The sequence below is a fragment of the Croceibacterium ferulae genome (genome assembly GCF_003660445.1).
Taxonomy (GTDB): Bacteria; Pseudomonadota; Alphaproteobacteria; order Sphingomonadales; family Sphingomonadaceae; genus Croceibacterium; species Croceibacterium ferulae.
In genome coordinates this window covers 151,304-167,624 of sequence record NZ_QZVQ01000004.1, presented here as the reverse complement: position 1 = coordinate 167,624, position 16,321 = coordinate 151,304, and the positions used below count along the sequence as shown (strand labels likewise).

Sequence of the window (16,321 nt, the reverse complement as noted above, 5' to 3'; positions counted from 1 at the left end):
GGCGGGATCTCAGCCCTTGGCCGCGCGCGATGGCGCAGCCTTCGCAGGCACCTTGGCTTCGATGTCCGGGACCACGATCTCCGGCGCAGGCGCAGCAATGGCCGCAGTTCCTGCCCCGGCGGCATTGACCAGTTCCAGGATGCGCAGGCCGAAGCGATTGCCTTCTGACACCACTTCGCCCTTGGCGATCAGCTTGCCATTCACCATCACGTCCAGCGGCTCGTCGACCAGCCGGTCTAGCCGCACGACGCTGTCCTCAGCCAGCGCCAGCACATCGCGCAGGCGCATCTGCGTGCGCCCCAGCTCGACAGTCAGGCGGACGTCGATATCCTGTATCAGGCCGAACCCGTCAGCAATGCTCATGATCTGTCCTTTCACGCTCGGAAGGCATGGGAAATCTGCACCGCGACCTGGTCGTCCAGTTCGCCCACGGTGCCGCGGGCGATCACGGTGCCTTCGATGGAAAGCGGCACGGCCCGCGCGATGCCGACCGGCAGCACGGTGCCCGGCGTCAGCGCCGCCAGCCGGCTGATCGGAACATGCATGTCCACCAGTGTGGCCGAGAGGCCCAGCGGCAGGTCGGCAAAGGGCTGGTCCAGCGGGCTGGCGGGCTGGCGGGCTGCGCGCGGGGCCTGCCCGTCATCCCCCGCCAGCAGGTCCGCCAATGCATCGACCGGCACCGCGATGGCCAGGGTGGCCGCCTGCTTCCACGGGCGCCCCAGTTCACAGCCGATCACCACCAAGGGCCGATCTTCGGCAAACGGGTGCAGCACCGCCAGGCTGGTATCCCGCGCGGCGCTGGCCAGCAGGCAGCCCAGCGTATCGCCGATCGCCTGCGCCACGGCATTCTCCAGCCGGTCCGCCAGGCGATCGGCCGATAGCGGCAGCGCGGCGGGCAGCGGCCCGTCGATCTCTCCCGTGCCGCCAAAGGCACGGTCCAGTTCGGCGAGGACGGCCTTGCCCTCGACCGAGATCAGCAGCCGGTGCGGCGTGCCAACCACCGACCACAAGGCATTTGCAGCCAGCGGAGAGATGATGTTGCCCAGGTCACCGGCGGCAATCTCCTCGATGCCGGTCGCGCGCACCTGCGGCTCGTCCACCGCCAGCACGCCAGCCAGCTTCTCCGCCAAACGGCGCGCCAGCTTGCCGTGCTGCGCCTGCAGCCGTGGCAAGGGGGCGGGCTTTACCGGCGCGGGGCGGCACAGGATCGCCGCGTGGGTGGCTGCCCGCGCGGCGGCGCGCAGGGGTTCGAACTGCATCATTGCACGATGATCTGCGTGAACAGGACGTTGTCGACGCCGCCGAAACCTTCCAGCCGCTGCAGCTCGTGATTGATGGCATCGGCCAGCCGCTTCTGCAGCCGTGCGCGGCCGGCCTCGCTGTTGATAGAGGCCTCGTCCGTGTCGGCCAGTTCGACGAGCACCCGGCTGCGCAGCGCCAGCTCATGCTCCCCCAGCCACATCAGCACCCGGCCGTCGCGCTGGGTGGATGCGGTCAGGCTGACCTGCACCAGAGCCGGGCTGTTCTTCAGATTGCTGGTGAAGCTGTCCGTGAAGTTGAAATAGGCGGTGCGGTACCTGCTGCCGCCATCGCCATGAACGACCTCCACCGCATCCTTCTTGCCATTGGCGACCAGGTAAGGATCTGCCTCGCCCTTGCGCACCAGCCCGGGCCCTTCCGGCTCGGAATCGTGATGGTCATTGCCGACGATGCCCGCCGCCATCAGGCCCACCGCCCCGCCGCCGCCCACGCCCAGCATGGTCACGCCCAGCAGGATCTTCATCAGAAGACCCTTCTTGCCCTTCTTCTTCGGTTCCGCGCTGTCGCTCACGTCCGTCATTCCCCGTTACTATGTCTGGTTAATGGGCTGGAAGGAGTTAACTTCAGGCGTAGGTGCCGCTACGCGTTTCCCCGCCCCGCTCCCGCGCAGGCTCCCGGTGCGGCATGGCATGGCGCTGCTGCTGTCCGGCGAAGCGATCGCGTTGCGCGCCGCCCTGGCCGCGCTGCTCGCCTTGCTGACCGGCACCCGCCGGATCACGCTGTGCCGATTCGCTGCCGCGGCGTTCGGGCGCCTGTTCAAATCCGGGTGCCTCCGCTTGCGCGATCGCGGCCACCAGAGCGGCCTGGTTGTCCCGGTCCGCGGCGGTGACGGCAATCGCCAGCTCGCCCCGGTCGCCCTGCTGGATGGACAGGGACAGCGGGCCGAATTCCGCATGTTCCACCGCCAGCTGCGTGGCGGCAGGTGCGGCGGCCTCCCGCGCGGCGGCCAGCCGCTCGACGATCTGGGTGAGGTCCTGCATGGCCAGTTGCTGCGGCTCGGGCCGAAGTTGCGGGGCGGAGGCAACGGGGTCGGCAGGACTTGCGGCGGAGTGAAGGTCGGCTGTGACCGGCATGGTGGGCCGGGGTGAGCCGGCAAGGACGGCGACCTCCTTGGGCGCATGCTCCGCCATCGCCGGCATGTCGCTGGCATGTACGACCGACGCATCCGCTGCGGTCAGCGTAACAGCCGGAACGGCCGGGGTGGTCGGCGCAGCTAAGTCCAAAGTGCCGGAGCCACTGACAGACCTCTGGTGCACCCAGGCCGCGGCGGCACCGGCCGGTCGCAGCGGCACGGCAGACGCGGTGACGGACATTGGCGGCAACGCCGTGGTCAGCAGCTGCACAGCCGCCGGCTGCACCGGAGGCACGCTGTCCTCGTGCGCCGCCTCGGCCAGCATGTCGGCGACCGGCAGTTCGGTGACGACGTCCGGCTCCTCGCCCGGAGCAGCTTCGACCACCGACCCGGCCGGCAGGATCGTGCCGCCCGTCGCGACCGGCGGCAGCATCTTGCCGATGACCGGCAGGCGCAGCCCGCCTCCCCACGCCGCCACGCGAGCCGGCGCATGCTCTGCCGGGATCGGCTCCCCGGCAGATTGGCAAAGCTGCTGAACAGACGGCGCCAACGGTCCCAGCGGGACCATCGCAGCGGGCGGCACCCCCTCAGGCATCACGCGCGCAAGCGACAATGCCGGGCCCTCCGCTTGCGGCATCGGCAGCGCGTTCAGCTGATCCAGCAGTTGTGCAAAGGGTGTGGTACCCTGCATGGCCGTCTGGGCGCCCTGCCCGCTCGCTGGTGTCCCGAGGCTGGCGAAAAGGTTGGCCAGCCCGGTGTCGCCCGTGGCTGCGTCAAATGCGTTCATGTGATACGGTCCCGCTGTTCATCCGCGGGGCATCAATCAAGAAGCGTGCCAGCCTCCGGCTCTGCCGTCGCGATGCTGCGGATGGGCACGCCCGCCTCGCGCCGCTCCTGCTCCGCCAGCAGCAATGCGGCCATGTCGCGGCGGTCTTCCGACGATCGCTGCCGGCGGCGCTCCGCCCGGGCCAGTTCGGCGAAGCGCACCTCCGCTTCCGCCCGCGCAGTGTCCGCCTGCGCGCGCGCGGCGCGGCCAATCTCGCGCAGATGGGCGCTCAGCATCGTGGCTGCGGCGAGGTCCGCCCCGTCCCGCGCGGTATCGCGCAGCGAATACAGGCCGGCCAGAGTGCGTGTGCGTTCGGACAGGCCCTCCAGCTTGTCGCGCACGGCCTGTGCCGCCTGCGCATCGGCCGCGGCGCGGCGGTATTCGGCGGATCGCAACCGCTCGATCAGCATCGCCCGGCGCAGCCGCGCTCTATTCATGGCCGATCAGCGCCGCCAGCTGCTGCGCCGCCGCGGGCAGCGGCACGCACTCGCCCATCTCCTGCGACATGAAGGCGCTCAGCGCCGGGGCCAGTGCGATGCCGCGATCCAGCAGCGCGTCGGCACCGGCGCGATAGGCACCCATCAGCACCAGGTCGCGATTGCTCTCATAGGCGGAAACCAGCGCGCGGAACCTGCGGGCCTGTATCGCCTGCTGGGGCGAGACGATGTCGGTCATGACCCGGCTGAGCGAGGCGCCGATGTCGATCGCCGGATATTGCCCCCGCTGCGCCAGGTCGCGCGACAGCACGATATGCCCGTCCAGGATGGAACGGGCGGTGTCCACCACCGGGTCGTTCTGGTCGTCGCCATCGGCCAGCACGGTATAGAGGCCGGTGATCGAACCGCCACTGGCCGCTGAATTGCCGGCCCGTTCCACCAGCTTGCTGATCGTGTTCAGCGCCGATGGCGGATAGCCGCGCGCGGCGCCGGGTTCGCCCAGCAGGATTCCGATCTCCCGCGCGGCGTGAGCGATGCGGGTCAGACTGTCCTGGATCAGCAGGACCTTCAGTCCCTGTGCGCGGAAATGCTCCGCCAGCGATGTCGCCAGCAATGCGCCGCGCAGCCGCACATTGGCCGCATGGTCCGCCGGCACCGCCACCACGCAGGTGCGGCGGGCGGCGTCCCCCTGCATGTGCCGGTTGACGAAGTCCGACACCTCGCGCGCGCGTTCGCCGATCAGGCCGACCACGACTACGTCCGCTACGGCCCAGCGCGCGATCATGTCGATCAGCACCGACTTGCCCACGCCCGATCCGGCCATGATACCGACACGCTGGCCCACGCCAAAGGTGGTCAGCGCATTCAGTGCACGAATGCCGGTGTCGAACGGCGCGCGCACGCTGGCGCGGTCCAGCGCGCCGGTGCGGAGGCCATTTGCCGGCCAGTCTGCCAGCGCGCGGATCGGCGGTCCGCCATCGATCGGCCGGCCCATCGCATCGACCGCGCGGCCCAGGAACTCCGGCCCCACGGGCACCATGCCCGGCCGCCCCTCCGGCCGCACCACCAGGCCGGGGCGCAGCAGCACCGCATCGCCCAGCAGCATCATCAGCGTGCGGCCATTCCGGAAGCCGATCACCTCCGCCATCAGCTCCGGCCCGCCGGCACGCCCGGCATCGATCCGGCACAGGCCGCCGATCGGCACCGCCAGCCCGCTCGCCTCGATCAGGCCGCCGTCGCAGGCGGTGATCCGGCCGAAGCGTCGGGGCGCGCAGTCCAGCGGGGTTACGGACAGGTCGTCCAGCACCCGGTCCAGCGCCTTCAGCATTCGCGAAACGCCTCTGCCAGGATGCGGCGCCATTGGCCCGGGCCATCCTCCACGCCGCCATCCGCCGTCTCGATGCGCAATCCGCCGCGCTCCACCGCCGGGTCGGGCGCGCAGTCGAGGCCGGCGGGCAGGCGAGCGGCGATCAGGTCGAAATCGGCCGGGTTCAGCAGCACGCGCTTCTCGTCCTGAGCGCGGCGCAGCATCGCGGCGGCGCGCTCTACCCGCAGCACCAGCCCGTCGGCATCAATGGCGAGCGGCACGATCGCCTCCTCGCACAAGGCCAGCACGGTCTGCCGCAGGCGGTCGCGCAATTGCAGCAGCGCATCCTCGTTCATGCGGGCGAAGGCGAGCTCGATCTGCCCGCGCGCGGCATCGCGATCGGCTTCCTCCCGCCGCGCGGTCTCCAGCGCCTCCAGCCGCCCTTGCGCCCGGCCAGCCTCGAACGCGGCCTCTTCCGGGTCGATGCCCGGCTCCACGGGCGCAGGCGCCACTGCTGGCTCCGCGCCGACCAGCGCGAAGCGGCGATCGGCCGCGAACCCGTTGGTGATGCGGGCGGGACGGAAGGTGCCCGTGGTGGCGAGCAGCGGCAGGCTAGACATAATCCTCCTCCCCATCGCCCAGGATGATCGTGCCATCGGCGGCCAGGCGCTTGGCGGTGGCGATGATCTTCTTCTGCGCTTCCTCCACATCAGCCTTCTTCAAGCGACCGCGCTCCTCGATCTCATCGCGAACGCCATCGGCGGCGCGGCTGGACATGGCGGCGAAGAACACGTCGCGCTGACCTTCCTCCAGGCCCTTCAGCGCATCGATCAACACCTCACTTTCCACCTCGCGCAGCAGGGTGCCCATCATCTTGGCGTCCAGGCCGAACAGATGTTCGAACCGGAACAGCTCGTTCTCCAGATCCTTCGCCAGCTGCTTGTCGACCTTGGTGATGCCCGGCATGACCAGGCGCTCCAGGCTGCGGGCCGCGCTGTTGATGATGCCCGCGGCATCGCGCACGCCGCCCATGCGATGGGCCGGCACGCCGTGAATCCGCTCCAGCCGGACCGACAGCGTCTCCTCCAGCAGCTGGATTGCGGGCGCCGGCACATTGCCCAGCCGCGCGATCCGGTGGACCACCGCGACCTGCAGCGCATCGGGCAGCCCGGCCAGTACCTTGGCGGCGAGGCCGGCATCCAGCTGCACCAGCAGCACGGCGATCACCTGCGGCGGCTCCTCCGCGATCAGCGGCACCAGCACGTCCGGCTCCAGCCAGCGGGCGATCTCCAGCGCCGGGGTCGGCGGCGGCAGCGCATCGGGCGCGACCTGCCGCATCAGGCTGCCGGCGCGGAGGTCGCCCAGCGCGCCGGTCATCAGCTGTCGCACATCCTCCACCCGGCTCCAGGCAGGGATGCCCTGCTGCCCGGCATGGCTGGCGAATGCGGCAATGGCGTCGACGATGGCGTCAGGGCCGATCTCGCCTAGCTCCAGCATCCGCGCGCCCAGCGTGCGCAATTCCTCCTGCGACAGGCGGCCGATCAGGCCGGTGGCGTCCGCTTCGCTCAGCAGCATGACCATTACGGCCGCCTGATCGGCCCCGCTGGTTTGCACGGAGGTTGCTTCCATGGCTTCGCTCATCACGCGGCCTCCGCACGGGGCTGATTGATCATCCGGCGCAGCGCCAGCAGCGCATCGTCGGGCTTGTCGCGTACGATCTGGCGCGCCAGTTCCATCTGCGCAGCCAGGCGGCGCGGATCGTCGGCGGGCATCAGGTCAGGCAGTTGCGGGAGGGCGTCCGGCGCGCCCAGCGCGGCCGCCCCGTCGGCCGGTGCGTCCTCCGCGTCCTCGTCGCCCTCCTCACTCGTTGCCTTGACCAGCTTGCCCTTGCCTTTCGCCGCCTTGGCCTTCTCGCCCGTCACCGATCGCACCAGCGGTCGCACGGCCAGCAGCAGCACCAGCAGCACCGCAATCAGCGCCACCACATTGCGCACCACCGTGGCGAACCAGGGCTGCTCCCAGAACCCAACCGCCTCTTCGAGCGGCGTGGTGAACGGACGCACGATAACGGCCACCGTGTCCCCCCGCTGCACATCGGCGCCGACAGCGGCACCGATCAGCCGTTCCAGCGCCTGGGTGTCAGCTGGCTTCATGCCCGCCATGGCCTCCCGGTTCAGCGCCACCGCCACGGACAATCGCTCCAGCGTGCCGGGTGTGCTGTTCGACACCGCGACCTCGCGCCCCAGCTCATATTGCCGGGTGGAGCTGCTTTCCTCGACCTGCGGAGCTTGCGGCGTGTTGCCGGCGGGCGCCTCGTTCACGGCCTGCGCATCCGGCGGCGGCGTGTTGGACAGGACGCCCGGCACGCCCATCGCCGGCCCGCCGCCCTGCGATTGCTGCTGCGTCTCGCGCCGCAGCGCGCCTTCCCGGTCATAGCTTTCGCGCGCCGAAGTGGTCTCGTCCATGTTCAGGCGGACCTGGATCTCGGAGGAGAAGTTACCCGCCCCCACGATCGGTGCCAGCAGCTGTTCCACCTGCCCGCGCAGCTTGGCCTCCATGCGCGATTGCAGATCCAGCCGATCCGGATTGTCGGCGTCAGGCTGGCTCAGCAGGCGGCCATGCTGGTCGGCGATGCGCACGGCATCGATCGACAGGCCGGGCACCGATGCGGCCACCACATTGGCGATAGCCGTCACCTGCGATGCCGACAGCTGCCGTCCCCGTGCCATCCGCACCATGACGGAAGCGGAGGGCGGGATGTTCTCCCGCACGAAGACGGACCGGTCCGCCTCCGCCAGGTGGACGCGGACGGACTCCACACCGTCGATCTCGGCGATGGTCAGCGTCAGTTCGCGTTCGCGCGCGGCGCGCAGGCGGTCGCCCTCCAACGTGCGGCTGGCGCCCATCGGCAGCGAGTCCAGCATCTGCGTGCCGCTTTCAGGCGTGGCCAGCGCGCCATCCTGCGCCACCAGCATGCGGGCGCGGTACAGATCGTCCTCCGCCACGGTCAGTGCGCCCGTGGAATTGTCGATCGTGTAGCCGATGCCGCCAGTATCCAGCGCGGCGACAACCGACGCCCGATCGGCATCGTCCAGCGACGCATAGAGCACGCGCTGCGGAGCCGGCGCCATCGCAGCCCAGGTCAGCGCCAGCACGCCGGCCCCGGCCACGCCGGCAAACCAGGGCAAGGCCTTCTTCACCGGCGGCTGTGCGACAAAGGCGGACAGCCGTCGCGGCAGCGGGCCGCCCAGCGGATCGCGCAGCGGTGCAAGCACGCTGGGGGCGGGCGGCGCGATGCCGGCCGAAGCAGGCGGAGAGGTAACGAGCTCAGCCATCTATCAGACCCCCATCCGCATGATTTCCTGGTACGCATTCAGCAGCTTGTTGCGCACCTGCAGCGTCGCCTCGAAAGCAACGCCCGATTCCTGCCGCGCCAGCATCACGGCGGCGATGTCGGTCACCTCGCCGCGTTCATAGGCTTCGGTGATCCTGTTCGATTTCACCTGCGTGGCGTTCACCCCGTCCATCGCGCTTTCCAGCGTGGCGGCGAAGCTGGTGCCCGCGGGCTGCATCGCGCCCGGGCTGCCGACGATGCCCGGGACGCTGTCCGGGCGAGTGCTGTGGAGTTCACGCAACAGCGCGGAACGGTCGATCAGTTCGGCACGCATCTGCATGATCTGCTGCACGGTGCCCATATTGCCGCCGATGGCGGAGATGCCGCTCATCGTGCACCTGCGATCGACAGGCCGGCTTCACGGTAGGAAGCCAGGCGGTAGCGCAAGGTGCGTTCGGAGATGCCCAATTGCCGCGCGGCCTCCGTCCGGCGGCCACCGCAGGCATCCAGCGTCGCCATGATGGCGCGCGCCTCGGACAGCTGCACGATGCCGGCCAGCTTGCTGTCGATGCTCGGCGCAGCCGGCAGTGCGGCGATGGTGACTGGTGCCGGTTCCGCCTGAGCGACCAGCCGCGCTGGGCGGTCGAACACGACATGCTGCACGCCGATCTCCCGCTCCGTGCCGGCCAGCACCAGTGCGCGGCGGATTACATTCTCCAGCTCGCGGATGTTGCCGGGCCAGCCATGCTCTTCGAGCAGCGCCAGCGCCTCGTCGCTGATCCACGGCACGGGCCGGCCCTTGGTGGCGTGGCGCAGAACCATGGAGAAGGCGAGCGGGGCGATGTCGGCGGGCCGCTCGCACAAGGCGGCCAGCGCCATGGGGAACACGTTCAGCCGGTAGAAAAGGTCGGCGCGGAAACGGCCTTCCTCCACCTCCAGCGGCAGGTCGCGGTTGGCGCAGGCGATAATCCGCACATCCACCTTCACCGGGCGGGTCGCGCCGACCGGCACCACTTCGCCTTCCTGCAAGGCGCGCAGCAGCTTGGCCTGCAATGCCAAGGGCATTTCCGCGATCTCGTCCAGCAGCAGCGTGCCGCCATCGGCCGCGCGGAAGAAGCCCTCGCCGGCCGTCGCGGCACCGGTGAAGGCGCCCTTCTGATGGCCGAACAGCAGCGCTTCCAGCATGGTCTCGGGAATGGCAGCGCAGTTCACCGCCACAAACGGCTTGTCGGCACGGCTCGACTGGTTGTGGATGAAACGGCTGACCACCTCCTTGCCGGTGCCGGTGGGGCCGGCGATCAGCACGGGGATGTCCGCCCGGGCAATCCGGTCGGCCAGCGCCAGCACCGACAGCGATGCCGGATCCGCCGCCACGGGCGCGTGCCGGCCGCACAGCAGCGCGATCAGCGCAGCGAGGCTGGCAGGGGAGTGGGCATCGGCGTAGCTCAGCCGGGCCGAGGCACCGGCCAGCTCGATGCCCGGCCGTTCCGCCCGCTGCACCGAAACGCCCGGCTGTTCGCCCGCGCTCCGTTCGCCGGCATCGGCCAGCAGCACCGGCCGGCCGGGGAACAGCGACGGTGCCACCCCCGCCAGCCGCGCCGCCAGCGCCGCATGCGCGGCATCGAATAATTTCGTCGTAGCGATAGCGCCCATGACCCCGACTTTCACCTTGACCCTTCCTGGGCCGAGTCTTGCGCCCGGGACGGCCAAAACGGCCTTAATTTCAGGCCTGCGGTTTTCCCCTAATCATCCGAAAGTTCCGGCTGCGGCCACATTTTTCCGCTTAAGTTTCGGCGCCCCCGTCCGGTCTAGCCTGTGACTGCCACGCTATATGGGATCGTGATGGCAGCACTTACCGCAGGTTTACCGCCAAGGAGTTTGCTACAATGGCTGTCATCAACACCAACATCGCGTCCATGAAGGCCGCGAACGCTTCCACCGCCGCCGACAAGATGCTCGGCACCGCGATGGAGCGCCTGTCCACCGGCAAGCGCATCAACAGCGCCAAGGACGATGCCGCCGGTCTGGGCATCGCGACGAGCATGACTGCTTCGGTTCGCGGCATGAGCCAGGCGATCCGCAACGCGAACGACGGCATCAGCCTGGCGCAGACGGCCGAAGGCGCGCTGGGGGAAGTTACCAACATCCTGCAGCGGATGCGCGAACTGTCGGTCCAGGGTTCTTCGGGCACCTACCAGACCAAGGATCGCGAGAACATGCAGGCCGAGGTCACCGAGCTGCAGAAGCAGCTGGTGGACATTACCAAGACCAAGTTCAACGGCGTGGACCTGTTTGACGCGACGGCCGACAACAACATCCAGATCCAGGTCGGTGCCGATAGCGACGACCAGCTGGTGCTGAAGGTTAAGCAGCTGAACCTGGCTGCCGTGCATGGCACGGCGACGGCGGGTGCACCGGGCAGCCTGTCCACCGCTCTGGTCGCAGGCCACGCCCTGATCGGCTCCACCCGCACGGTCACCGCCGAAGACGTTGCCTTCGGTGCCGAGATGGAAGGCGCGGCGGTCCTCGCAGCCGACATCGGCACGGAAAAGACGTTGGCTGAAGGCGATACCTTCTACATCGCCGACGGCGACACCGATGTGGCAGGCGGCGTGTCCGTGCTGACTGCGGCCGGTGCTCAGGGCGCGCTGACCACGATCGACACCGCGCTCGACGCAGTTGCCGAAACCCGCGCCAGCCTGGGTGCCGGACAGAGCCGCCTGGAATCGGTGGTGAACAACCTCACCGCTGGCGTCACCAACCTGTCCGACGCCAAGAGCCGGATCGAGGACACCGACTACTCCGCCGAGACGACTGCGCTCGCCAAGGCGCAGATCCTGAGCCAGGCTTCGACCGCGATGCTGAGCCAGGCCAACCAGAGCCAGCAGAACGTGATGTCGCTGCTGCGCTAACAACACCTTCGCCCACCCTTCCTACGGGGGCAAAGGAGGCCCGCACCGAGCGATCGGTGCGGGCCTTTTCCTGTGCGTGCAATGCTTGACAGCCGGGCCGCTTTCCCAGTGAGGGAAGTGGCATGCCCGCACCCGTTCCAAACTCTGCCGCGGCGCTGCTGGCGCCGGTCCGATCGCTGCGCAGGATGCAGCCGAGCGACCGCCCGTGGGAGCTGGCATTCGCCTGCATGATCGCGTCGGGCGGGCCGCTGCTGGCCGGCATCGCCACCGGGTGGGTCGGAGAGGGCCTGGCGGGATCACTGGGCGGCATGGTCCTGCTTTATCTGCCACGCACCCCATTGCTGCACCGGCTGCGCATCGTCGCGATCTTCGCCCTGGCGATGATCGCCTGCTACGCCGCCGGTCTGTGGCTCGCCGGGCACGGCATGCCGGCCGTCGCGGCGGGAATCGGCCTGACCGCGACCGGCGCCGCGGCGCTGTGCCGCCTGCTGCAGCGCAGCCCGCCCGGCAGCCTGTTCCTGGTCATGCCTGCCGCCATCGCCGCAGCGGCCGCGCCGCTGCCGCCGGCCCGAGCGCTGACGCAGCTGGCCGGCCTGACGACCGGCTGCCTGTTCGCTCTGATCGTGGCGGCGATCTACTCCATCCATATTGGCCGTCGCCATGCGCGGCTGCCGGTGCAGCCCCTGGCGGAACGGCCGGCCACGATCTGGCGCGATGCCGCCGTGCTGGGCCTGATGGTCGCTGTCGCACTGACACTGGCCACTCTGCTGGGGCTGACGCACCCATATTGGGTGGCGATCAGCACCGTCACCATCATGAGCGGCGCATCGGTAGCGCAGGCCTGGCAGCGCAAGATTCATCGCGTGACCGGCACCGGTGCCGGGTTGCTGCTGGCCGCCCCGCTGCTGGCGTTCATCCATGCGCCATGGCAGGCAGCCGTGGCGATCATGGCGCTGTTGTTCGCGGTGGAGATGCTGGTGGTGCGCCATTACGCGCTGGCCGTGGCGTTCATCACACCCATGGCCATCCTGCTGGCGGAAACGCCGCATCTGGCGGCGGGCGAGCCGGCCGCGGAACTTTCGACCATGCTGCTGGCCCGGCTCGTCGACACGGTGCTGGGCGCGGCAATCGGAGTGGCCGGCGTCGTCGTGCAGCGCGCTATGGCACGGTCGGCGGCGGCCCGATCCTGAACGCATACCGGTTGCGACCGAAACAGGGTGGCGCTTCAACCGTTATGGCGGCAAACGAATTGCGCAGACTCGAAGGGCGATATGGAATGGCTTTCAACACAACACGCCGCGCCATGCTGGCGGGCAGCGGCGCGGCCGTGGCACTGACGCAGGCGCCGGGCGCGCACGCGCAAAGCACCGGCGCAGGCGGCGGAACCCCACCCTCCAGCATGCCCGTGTCCTTCACCGTGAACGGCACCGCGGCGGAGCTGGAACTGGATACGCGTGTCACGCTGCTGGATGCCTTGCGCGAACATCTGGAACTGACCGGCACCAAGAAGGGCTGCGACCATGGCCAGTGCGGCGCCTGCACGGTGATGGTGAACGGCACCAGGATCAATTCCTGCCTGTCGCTCGCGGTGCAGCACCAGGGTGACGAGATCACCACGATCGAAGGGCTTGGCACGCCGGAGGACCTGCATCCGATGCAGGCGGCCTTCGTGAAGCATGACGGCTATCAGTGCGGTTACTGCACGCCCGGGCAGATCTGTTCGGCGGTGGCCACCCTGGCGGAGATCCGGGCCGGCATTCCCAGCCATGTGCAGGGCGACATCACCGCCGCCCCCGTGTTCAACGCGGCGGAACTGCGCGAGCGGATGAGCGGCAACATCTGCCGCTGCGGCGCCTACAGCAACATCGTGGAGGCCATCACCGAAGTGGCCAATTCCGACCTGGGAGCCGCCTGACCATGCGCCCTTTCACCTATCAGCGCGTCGCCACTGCGGCAGAAGCCGCCGCTGCGGTTGCCGGCAACCCTGCCGCCAAGTTCCTGGCCGGCGGCACGAACCTGCTCGACCTGATGAAGCTGGAGATCGAACGGCCTGCCCATCTGGTGGATGTGCAGGACATCGAAGGGCTGAATGCCATCGAGCAGACGGGGGATGGCGGCCTGCGGATCGGCGCGCTGGTGAGCAACACCGCGCTTGCCGCGGACGAGCGGGTGCGGCGCGACTATGGCGTGCTGACCCGCGCCATCGTGGCCGGTGCATCGGGGCAGCTGCGCAACAAGGCGACCACCGCGGGCAATCTGCTGCAGCGCACGCGCTGCCCATATTTCTACGATCCCAACCTGCCCTGCAACAAGCGCAATCCCGGCAGCGGCTGCGCCGCGCTGGAGGGCTATTCCCGGCAGCTGGCCGTGATCGGCACCAGTGACAAATGCATCGCCACTTACCCGGGTGACATGGCCATTGCCCTGCGGGTGCTGGATGCCACGGTGGAGACGGTGCAACCCGATGGCACGGAACGCACAATTCCGTTTGGCGAGTTCCACCGCCTGCCGGGCGACGCGCCCGAGAAGGACAATGTGCTGGCGCATGGCGAGCTGATCACCGCCGTCACCCTGCCCCGCCCGATCGGCGGGGAGCATGTCTACCACAAGGTGCGCGACCGCGCGTCCTATGCCTTCGCGCTGGTGTCGGTCGCGGCCGTGATCCAGCCGGACGGAACCGGCCGCGTCGCCTTCGGCGGGGTGGCCCACAAGCCATGGCGGGTGGAGGCAGCGGAAGCCGCCATGCCGCAGGGTGCCGCAGCCGTCACCGCGCAGGTCTTCGCGGATGCGCGCCCGACCGAACACAACGCCTTCAAACTGCCGCTCGCCACCCGCGCGCTTGCCGGCGTGCTGGCCGAAGCGAAGGGATAATCATGGACTTCAACCAGCCTGCGGGCACCAACCTGTTCGACAATGCCCGGGTGATCGGCAAGCCCACGCCGCGCATCGACGGTCCGCTGAAGACCACTGGCACCGCACCCTATGCCTATGAACGGCACGATGTCGCGCCCGATGCAGCCTATGGCTACATTCTGGGCGCTGCGATCGCCAAGGGGCGGATCAGCGCCATGAACGTGGCCGAGGCCCGCCGCGCGCCCGGCGTCGTCGCCATTGTTGCCGCGCCCGATGTGGCGCCGGTCGGCAAGGGAATGGGCAATGTCGCTCCGCTGTTCGGCGGGTCGGACGTGGCGCATTACCACCAGGCGATCGCCGTGGTCGTGGCCGAGACGTTCGAGCAGGCGCGCGCTGCCGCCGCGTTGATCCGCGTCGATTACGACCGCACGCCCGGCGCGTTCGACCTCGCCCGCGCGGCGCCGCATGCCGGGGCGGAGGAGCAGGATGACGGCGCGGGCGACGGCGGCGATCCGCAAAGCCAGCAGACGCCCAAGCGGATTGGCGATTTCGCCGACGCCTTCGCCGCCGCGCCGGTGAAGGTGGACGCGACCTATACCACGCCTGACGAAAGCCACGCGATGATCGAGCCGCACGCCACCATTGCCGGGTGGGACGGCGACAAGCTGACGCTGTGGACCTCCAACCAGATGATCGCCTGGAGCAAGAGCTCCATGGCCAAGATCCTGGGCATCGCGGAGGAGAATGTCCGGCTGGATTCACCCTATATCGGCGGCGGCTTCGGGTCGAAGCTGTTCGTCCGCGCCGATGCGGTGTGCGCCGCACTGGCGGCGAAGGAGGCGGGACGGCCGGTCAAGATCGCGCTGCAGCGGCCGCTGATCGCCAACAACACCGCGCACCGCCACGCCACTATCCAGCGCATCCGGCTGGGCGCGGGCCGGGACGGGCGGATCACCGCCATCGCGCATGAATGCTGGTCGGGCAACCTGGACGGCCAGTCAGGCGAGGACGGGACCGCACAGACCCCGGTGCTGTATGCCGGGGCCAACCGGCTTGTTGCCAGCCGCGTCACCCATCTCGACCTGCCCGAAGGCAACGCCATGCGCGCGCCCGGCGAAGCGGTCGGCCACCTGGCGCTGGAGGTGGCGATGGACGAACTGGCGGAGGCGACGGGCATGGACCCGGTCGCCCTGCGCCTTGCGAACGAGCCGACGGGCGAAGTGCCGGGGAAGCCGGGCACGCGCTATTCGGAACGCAACCTGACCCGCTGCCTGACCGAAGGTGCCGAACGCTTCGGCTGGGCGCGGCGCAATGCGCGGCCGGGTGCGGTGCGCGACGGGCGCTGGCTGGTCGGCATGGGTGTCGCCGCCGGCTATCGCGGCGCACCGACGCAGAAATCCGCCGCCCGCGTGCGGCTGGAGGCGGACGGCTTGCTGGTGGTCGAGACCGACATGACCGATATCGGTACCGGCAGCTACACCATCATCGCCCAGACAGCGGCGGAAACGATGGGCCTGCCGCTGGACCGTGTTTCCGTCAGGCTAGGCGACTCCGCCTTTCCCGCCGCCGCCGGTTCCGGCGGGCAATGGGGCGCGGCCTCCTCCACAGCCGGCGTCTATGCCGCCTGCGTGGCATTGCGCCGCAAGATCGGCGAGCAATTGGGCTTTGCCGCCGATGACGCGACGTTCGCCGACGGCCGGATCACGGCAGGGGACCGCAGCTGGGCGCTGACGGATGCCGGGGCACAGGTGGCGGAGGATGGTATAGCGTTCGGCGATTTCCAGAAGGGCTACGATCTCGGCACCTATGCCGGGCACTTCGCGGAAGTCGCGGTGGACGCCTTCACCGGTGTCACCCGCATCCGGCGGATGCTGGCGGTGTGCGATGCCGGGCGCATCCTCAATCCCATGTCCGCGCGCAGCCAGGTGATCGGTGCGATGGTGATGGCGGCAGGCGGCGCGCTGATGGAGGAGCTGGTGGTGGACACCCGCTTCGGCTTGTTCGTCAATCACGACCTCGCCGGATACGAGGTGCCGGTGCATCTCGACATCCCGCATCAGGAGGTGGTGTTCCTCGACACGGTGGACCCGGTTTCGACTCCGCTGAAGGCCAAGGGCGTGGGCGAGCTGGGCATCTGCGGCCCGGGTGCGGCAATCGCCAATGCGATCTACAACGCAACCGGCATCCGCGTGCGCGAATACCCGCTGACGCTGGACAAATATCTCGACCAGCTGCCGCAGGTCGCCTGACCGGCGGGAACC

16 protein-coding genes are annotated in these 16,321 nt (G+C 69.3%); 5 read left to right on the top strand and 11 right to left on the bottom strand.

What is annotated here, in order from left to right:
- Nucleotides 1-9: 9 nt before the first annotated feature.
- Genes fliN through D5S08_RS06015 form a run of 11 tightly spaced genes read right to left on the bottom strand, consistent with a single transcriptional unit; the run spans nucleotide 10 to nucleotide 9,948 of the window.
- Nucleotides 10-363 (bottom strand): flagellar motor switch protein FliN, encoded by a 354-nt coding sequence (fliN, locus tag D5S08_RS06065; RefSeq protein ID WP_121116578.1) that lies wholly within the window; start codon nucleotides 361-363, stop codon nucleotides 10-12.
- Nucleotides 364-374: 11 nt separating this feature from the next.
- Nucleotides 375-1,262 (bottom strand): FliM/FliN family flagellar motor switch protein, encoded by an 888-nt coding sequence (locus tag D5S08_RS06060; protein ID WP_121116576.1) that lies wholly within the window; start codon nucleotides 1,260-1,262, stop codon nucleotides 375-377.
- A complete protein-coding gene (locus tag D5S08_RS06055) occupies nucleotides 1,259-1,840 on the bottom strand; it encodes a flagellar basal body-associated FliL family protein (RefSeq protein ID WP_121116574.1) in 582 nt (193 codons plus the stop codon). The genes D5S08_RS06060 and D5S08_RS06055 overlap by 4 nt, the downstream gene beginning before the upstream one ends.
- Nucleotides 1,841-1,883: 43 nt before the next feature.
- On the bottom strand, nucleotides 1,884-3,179 hold the full coding sequence (locus tag D5S08_RS06050; RefSeq protein ID WP_121116572.1) for a hypothetical protein: 1,296 nt from the start codon (nucleotides 3,177-3,179) through the stop codon (nucleotides 1,884-1,886).
- A gap of 32 nt (nucleotides 3,180-3,211) precedes the next feature.
- Nucleotides 3,212-3,655, bottom strand: coding sequence for a hypothetical protein (locus tag D5S08_RS06045; protein WP_126665499.1), 444 nt, complete (start codon nucleotides 3,653-3,655; stop codon nucleotides 3,212-3,214).
- Nucleotides 3,648-4,982, bottom strand: coding sequence for a FliI/YscN family ATPase (locus D5S08_RS06040; RefSeq protein WP_121116568.1), 1,335 nt, complete (start codon nucleotides 4,980-4,982; stop codon nucleotides 3,648-3,650). Before D5S08_RS06040 ends, D5S08_RS06045 begins: the two co-directional genes overlap by 8 nt.
- Nucleotides 4,976-5,581: a FliH/SctL family protein gene (locus tag D5S08_RS06035; protein ID WP_162301934.1), complete on the bottom strand. Its 606-nt coding sequence runs from the start codon at nucleotides 5,579-5,581 to the stop codon at nucleotides 4,976-4,978. The genes D5S08_RS06040 and D5S08_RS06035 overlap by 7 nt, the downstream gene beginning before the upstream one ends.
- Entirely contained in the window at nucleotides 5,574-6,602 is a 1,029-nt protein-coding gene (locus tag D5S08_RS06030; protein ID WP_241557251.1) for a flagellar motor switch protein FliG, read from the bottom strand. The genes D5S08_RS06035 and D5S08_RS06030 overlap by 8 nt, the downstream gene beginning before the upstream one ends.
- Nucleotides 6,602-8,296, bottom strand: a complete 1,695-nt coding sequence (gene fliF / locus D5S08_RS06025; protein WP_121116565.1) for a flagellar basal-body MS-ring/collar protein FliF — start codon at nucleotides 8,294-8,296, stop codon at nucleotides 6,602-6,604. The genes D5S08_RS06030 and fliF overlap by 1 nt, the downstream gene beginning before the upstream one ends.
- Nucleotides 8,297-8,299: 3 nt before the next feature.
- Nucleotides 8,300-8,686, bottom strand: a complete 387-nt coding sequence (gene fliE, locus D5S08_RS06020; RefSeq protein ID WP_121116563.1) for a flagellar hook-basal body complex protein FliE — start codon at nucleotides 8,684-8,686, stop codon at nucleotides 8,300-8,302.
- Nucleotides 8,683-9,948 (bottom strand): sigma-54 interaction domain-containing protein, encoded by a 1,266-nt coding sequence (locus D5S08_RS06015; protein ID WP_121116561.1) that lies wholly within the window; start codon nucleotides 9,946-9,948, stop codon nucleotides 8,683-8,685. Before D5S08_RS06015 ends, fliE begins: the two co-directional genes overlap by 4 nt.
- A 233-nt stretch (nucleotides 9,949-10,181) precedes the next feature.
- Between D5S08_RS06015 and D5S08_RS06010 the strand changes: the two genes are divergently transcribed.
- The 5 genes from D5S08_RS06010 to paoC all read left to right on the top strand — a co-directional run bounded on the left by D5S08_RS06010 (nucleotide 10,182) and on the right by paoC (nucleotide 16,309).
- Nucleotides 10,182-11,207, top strand: a complete 1,026-nt coding sequence (locus D5S08_RS06010; RefSeq protein ID WP_121116559.1) for a flagellin N-terminal helical domain-containing protein — start codon at nucleotides 10,182-10,184, stop codon at nucleotides 11,205-11,207.
- A 122-nt stretch (nucleotides 11,208-11,329) separates the two neighbouring features.
- Nucleotides 11,330-12,397, top strand: coding sequence for an FUSC family protein (locus D5S08_RS06005; RefSeq protein ID WP_121116557.1), 1,068 nt, complete (start codon nucleotides 11,330-11,332; stop codon nucleotides 12,395-12,397).
- Nucleotides 12,398-12,483: 86 nt separating this feature from the next.
- Nucleotides 12,484-13,122, top strand: a complete 639-nt coding sequence (gene paoA, locus D5S08_RS06000; protein WP_121116555.1) for an aldehyde dehydrogenase iron-sulfur subunit PaoA — start codon at nucleotides 12,484-12,486, stop codon at nucleotides 13,120-13,122.
- 2 nt (nucleotides 13,123-13,124) lie between these two features.
- Nucleotides 13,125-14,078 (top strand): FAD binding domain-containing protein, encoded by a 954-nt coding sequence (locus D5S08_RS05995; RefSeq protein ID WP_121116553.1) that lies wholly within the window; start codon nucleotides 13,125-13,127, stop codon nucleotides 14,076-14,078.
- A 2-nt stretch (nucleotides 14,079-14,080) separates the two neighbouring features.
- Nucleotides 14,081-16,309: an aldehyde oxidoreductase molybdenum-binding subunit PaoC gene (gene paoC / locus D5S08_RS05990; RefSeq protein ID WP_121116551.1), complete on the top strand. Its 2,229-nt coding sequence runs from the start codon at nucleotides 14,081-14,083 to the stop codon at nucleotides 16,307-16,309.
- Nucleotides 16,310-16,321 lie beyond the last annotated feature (12 nt).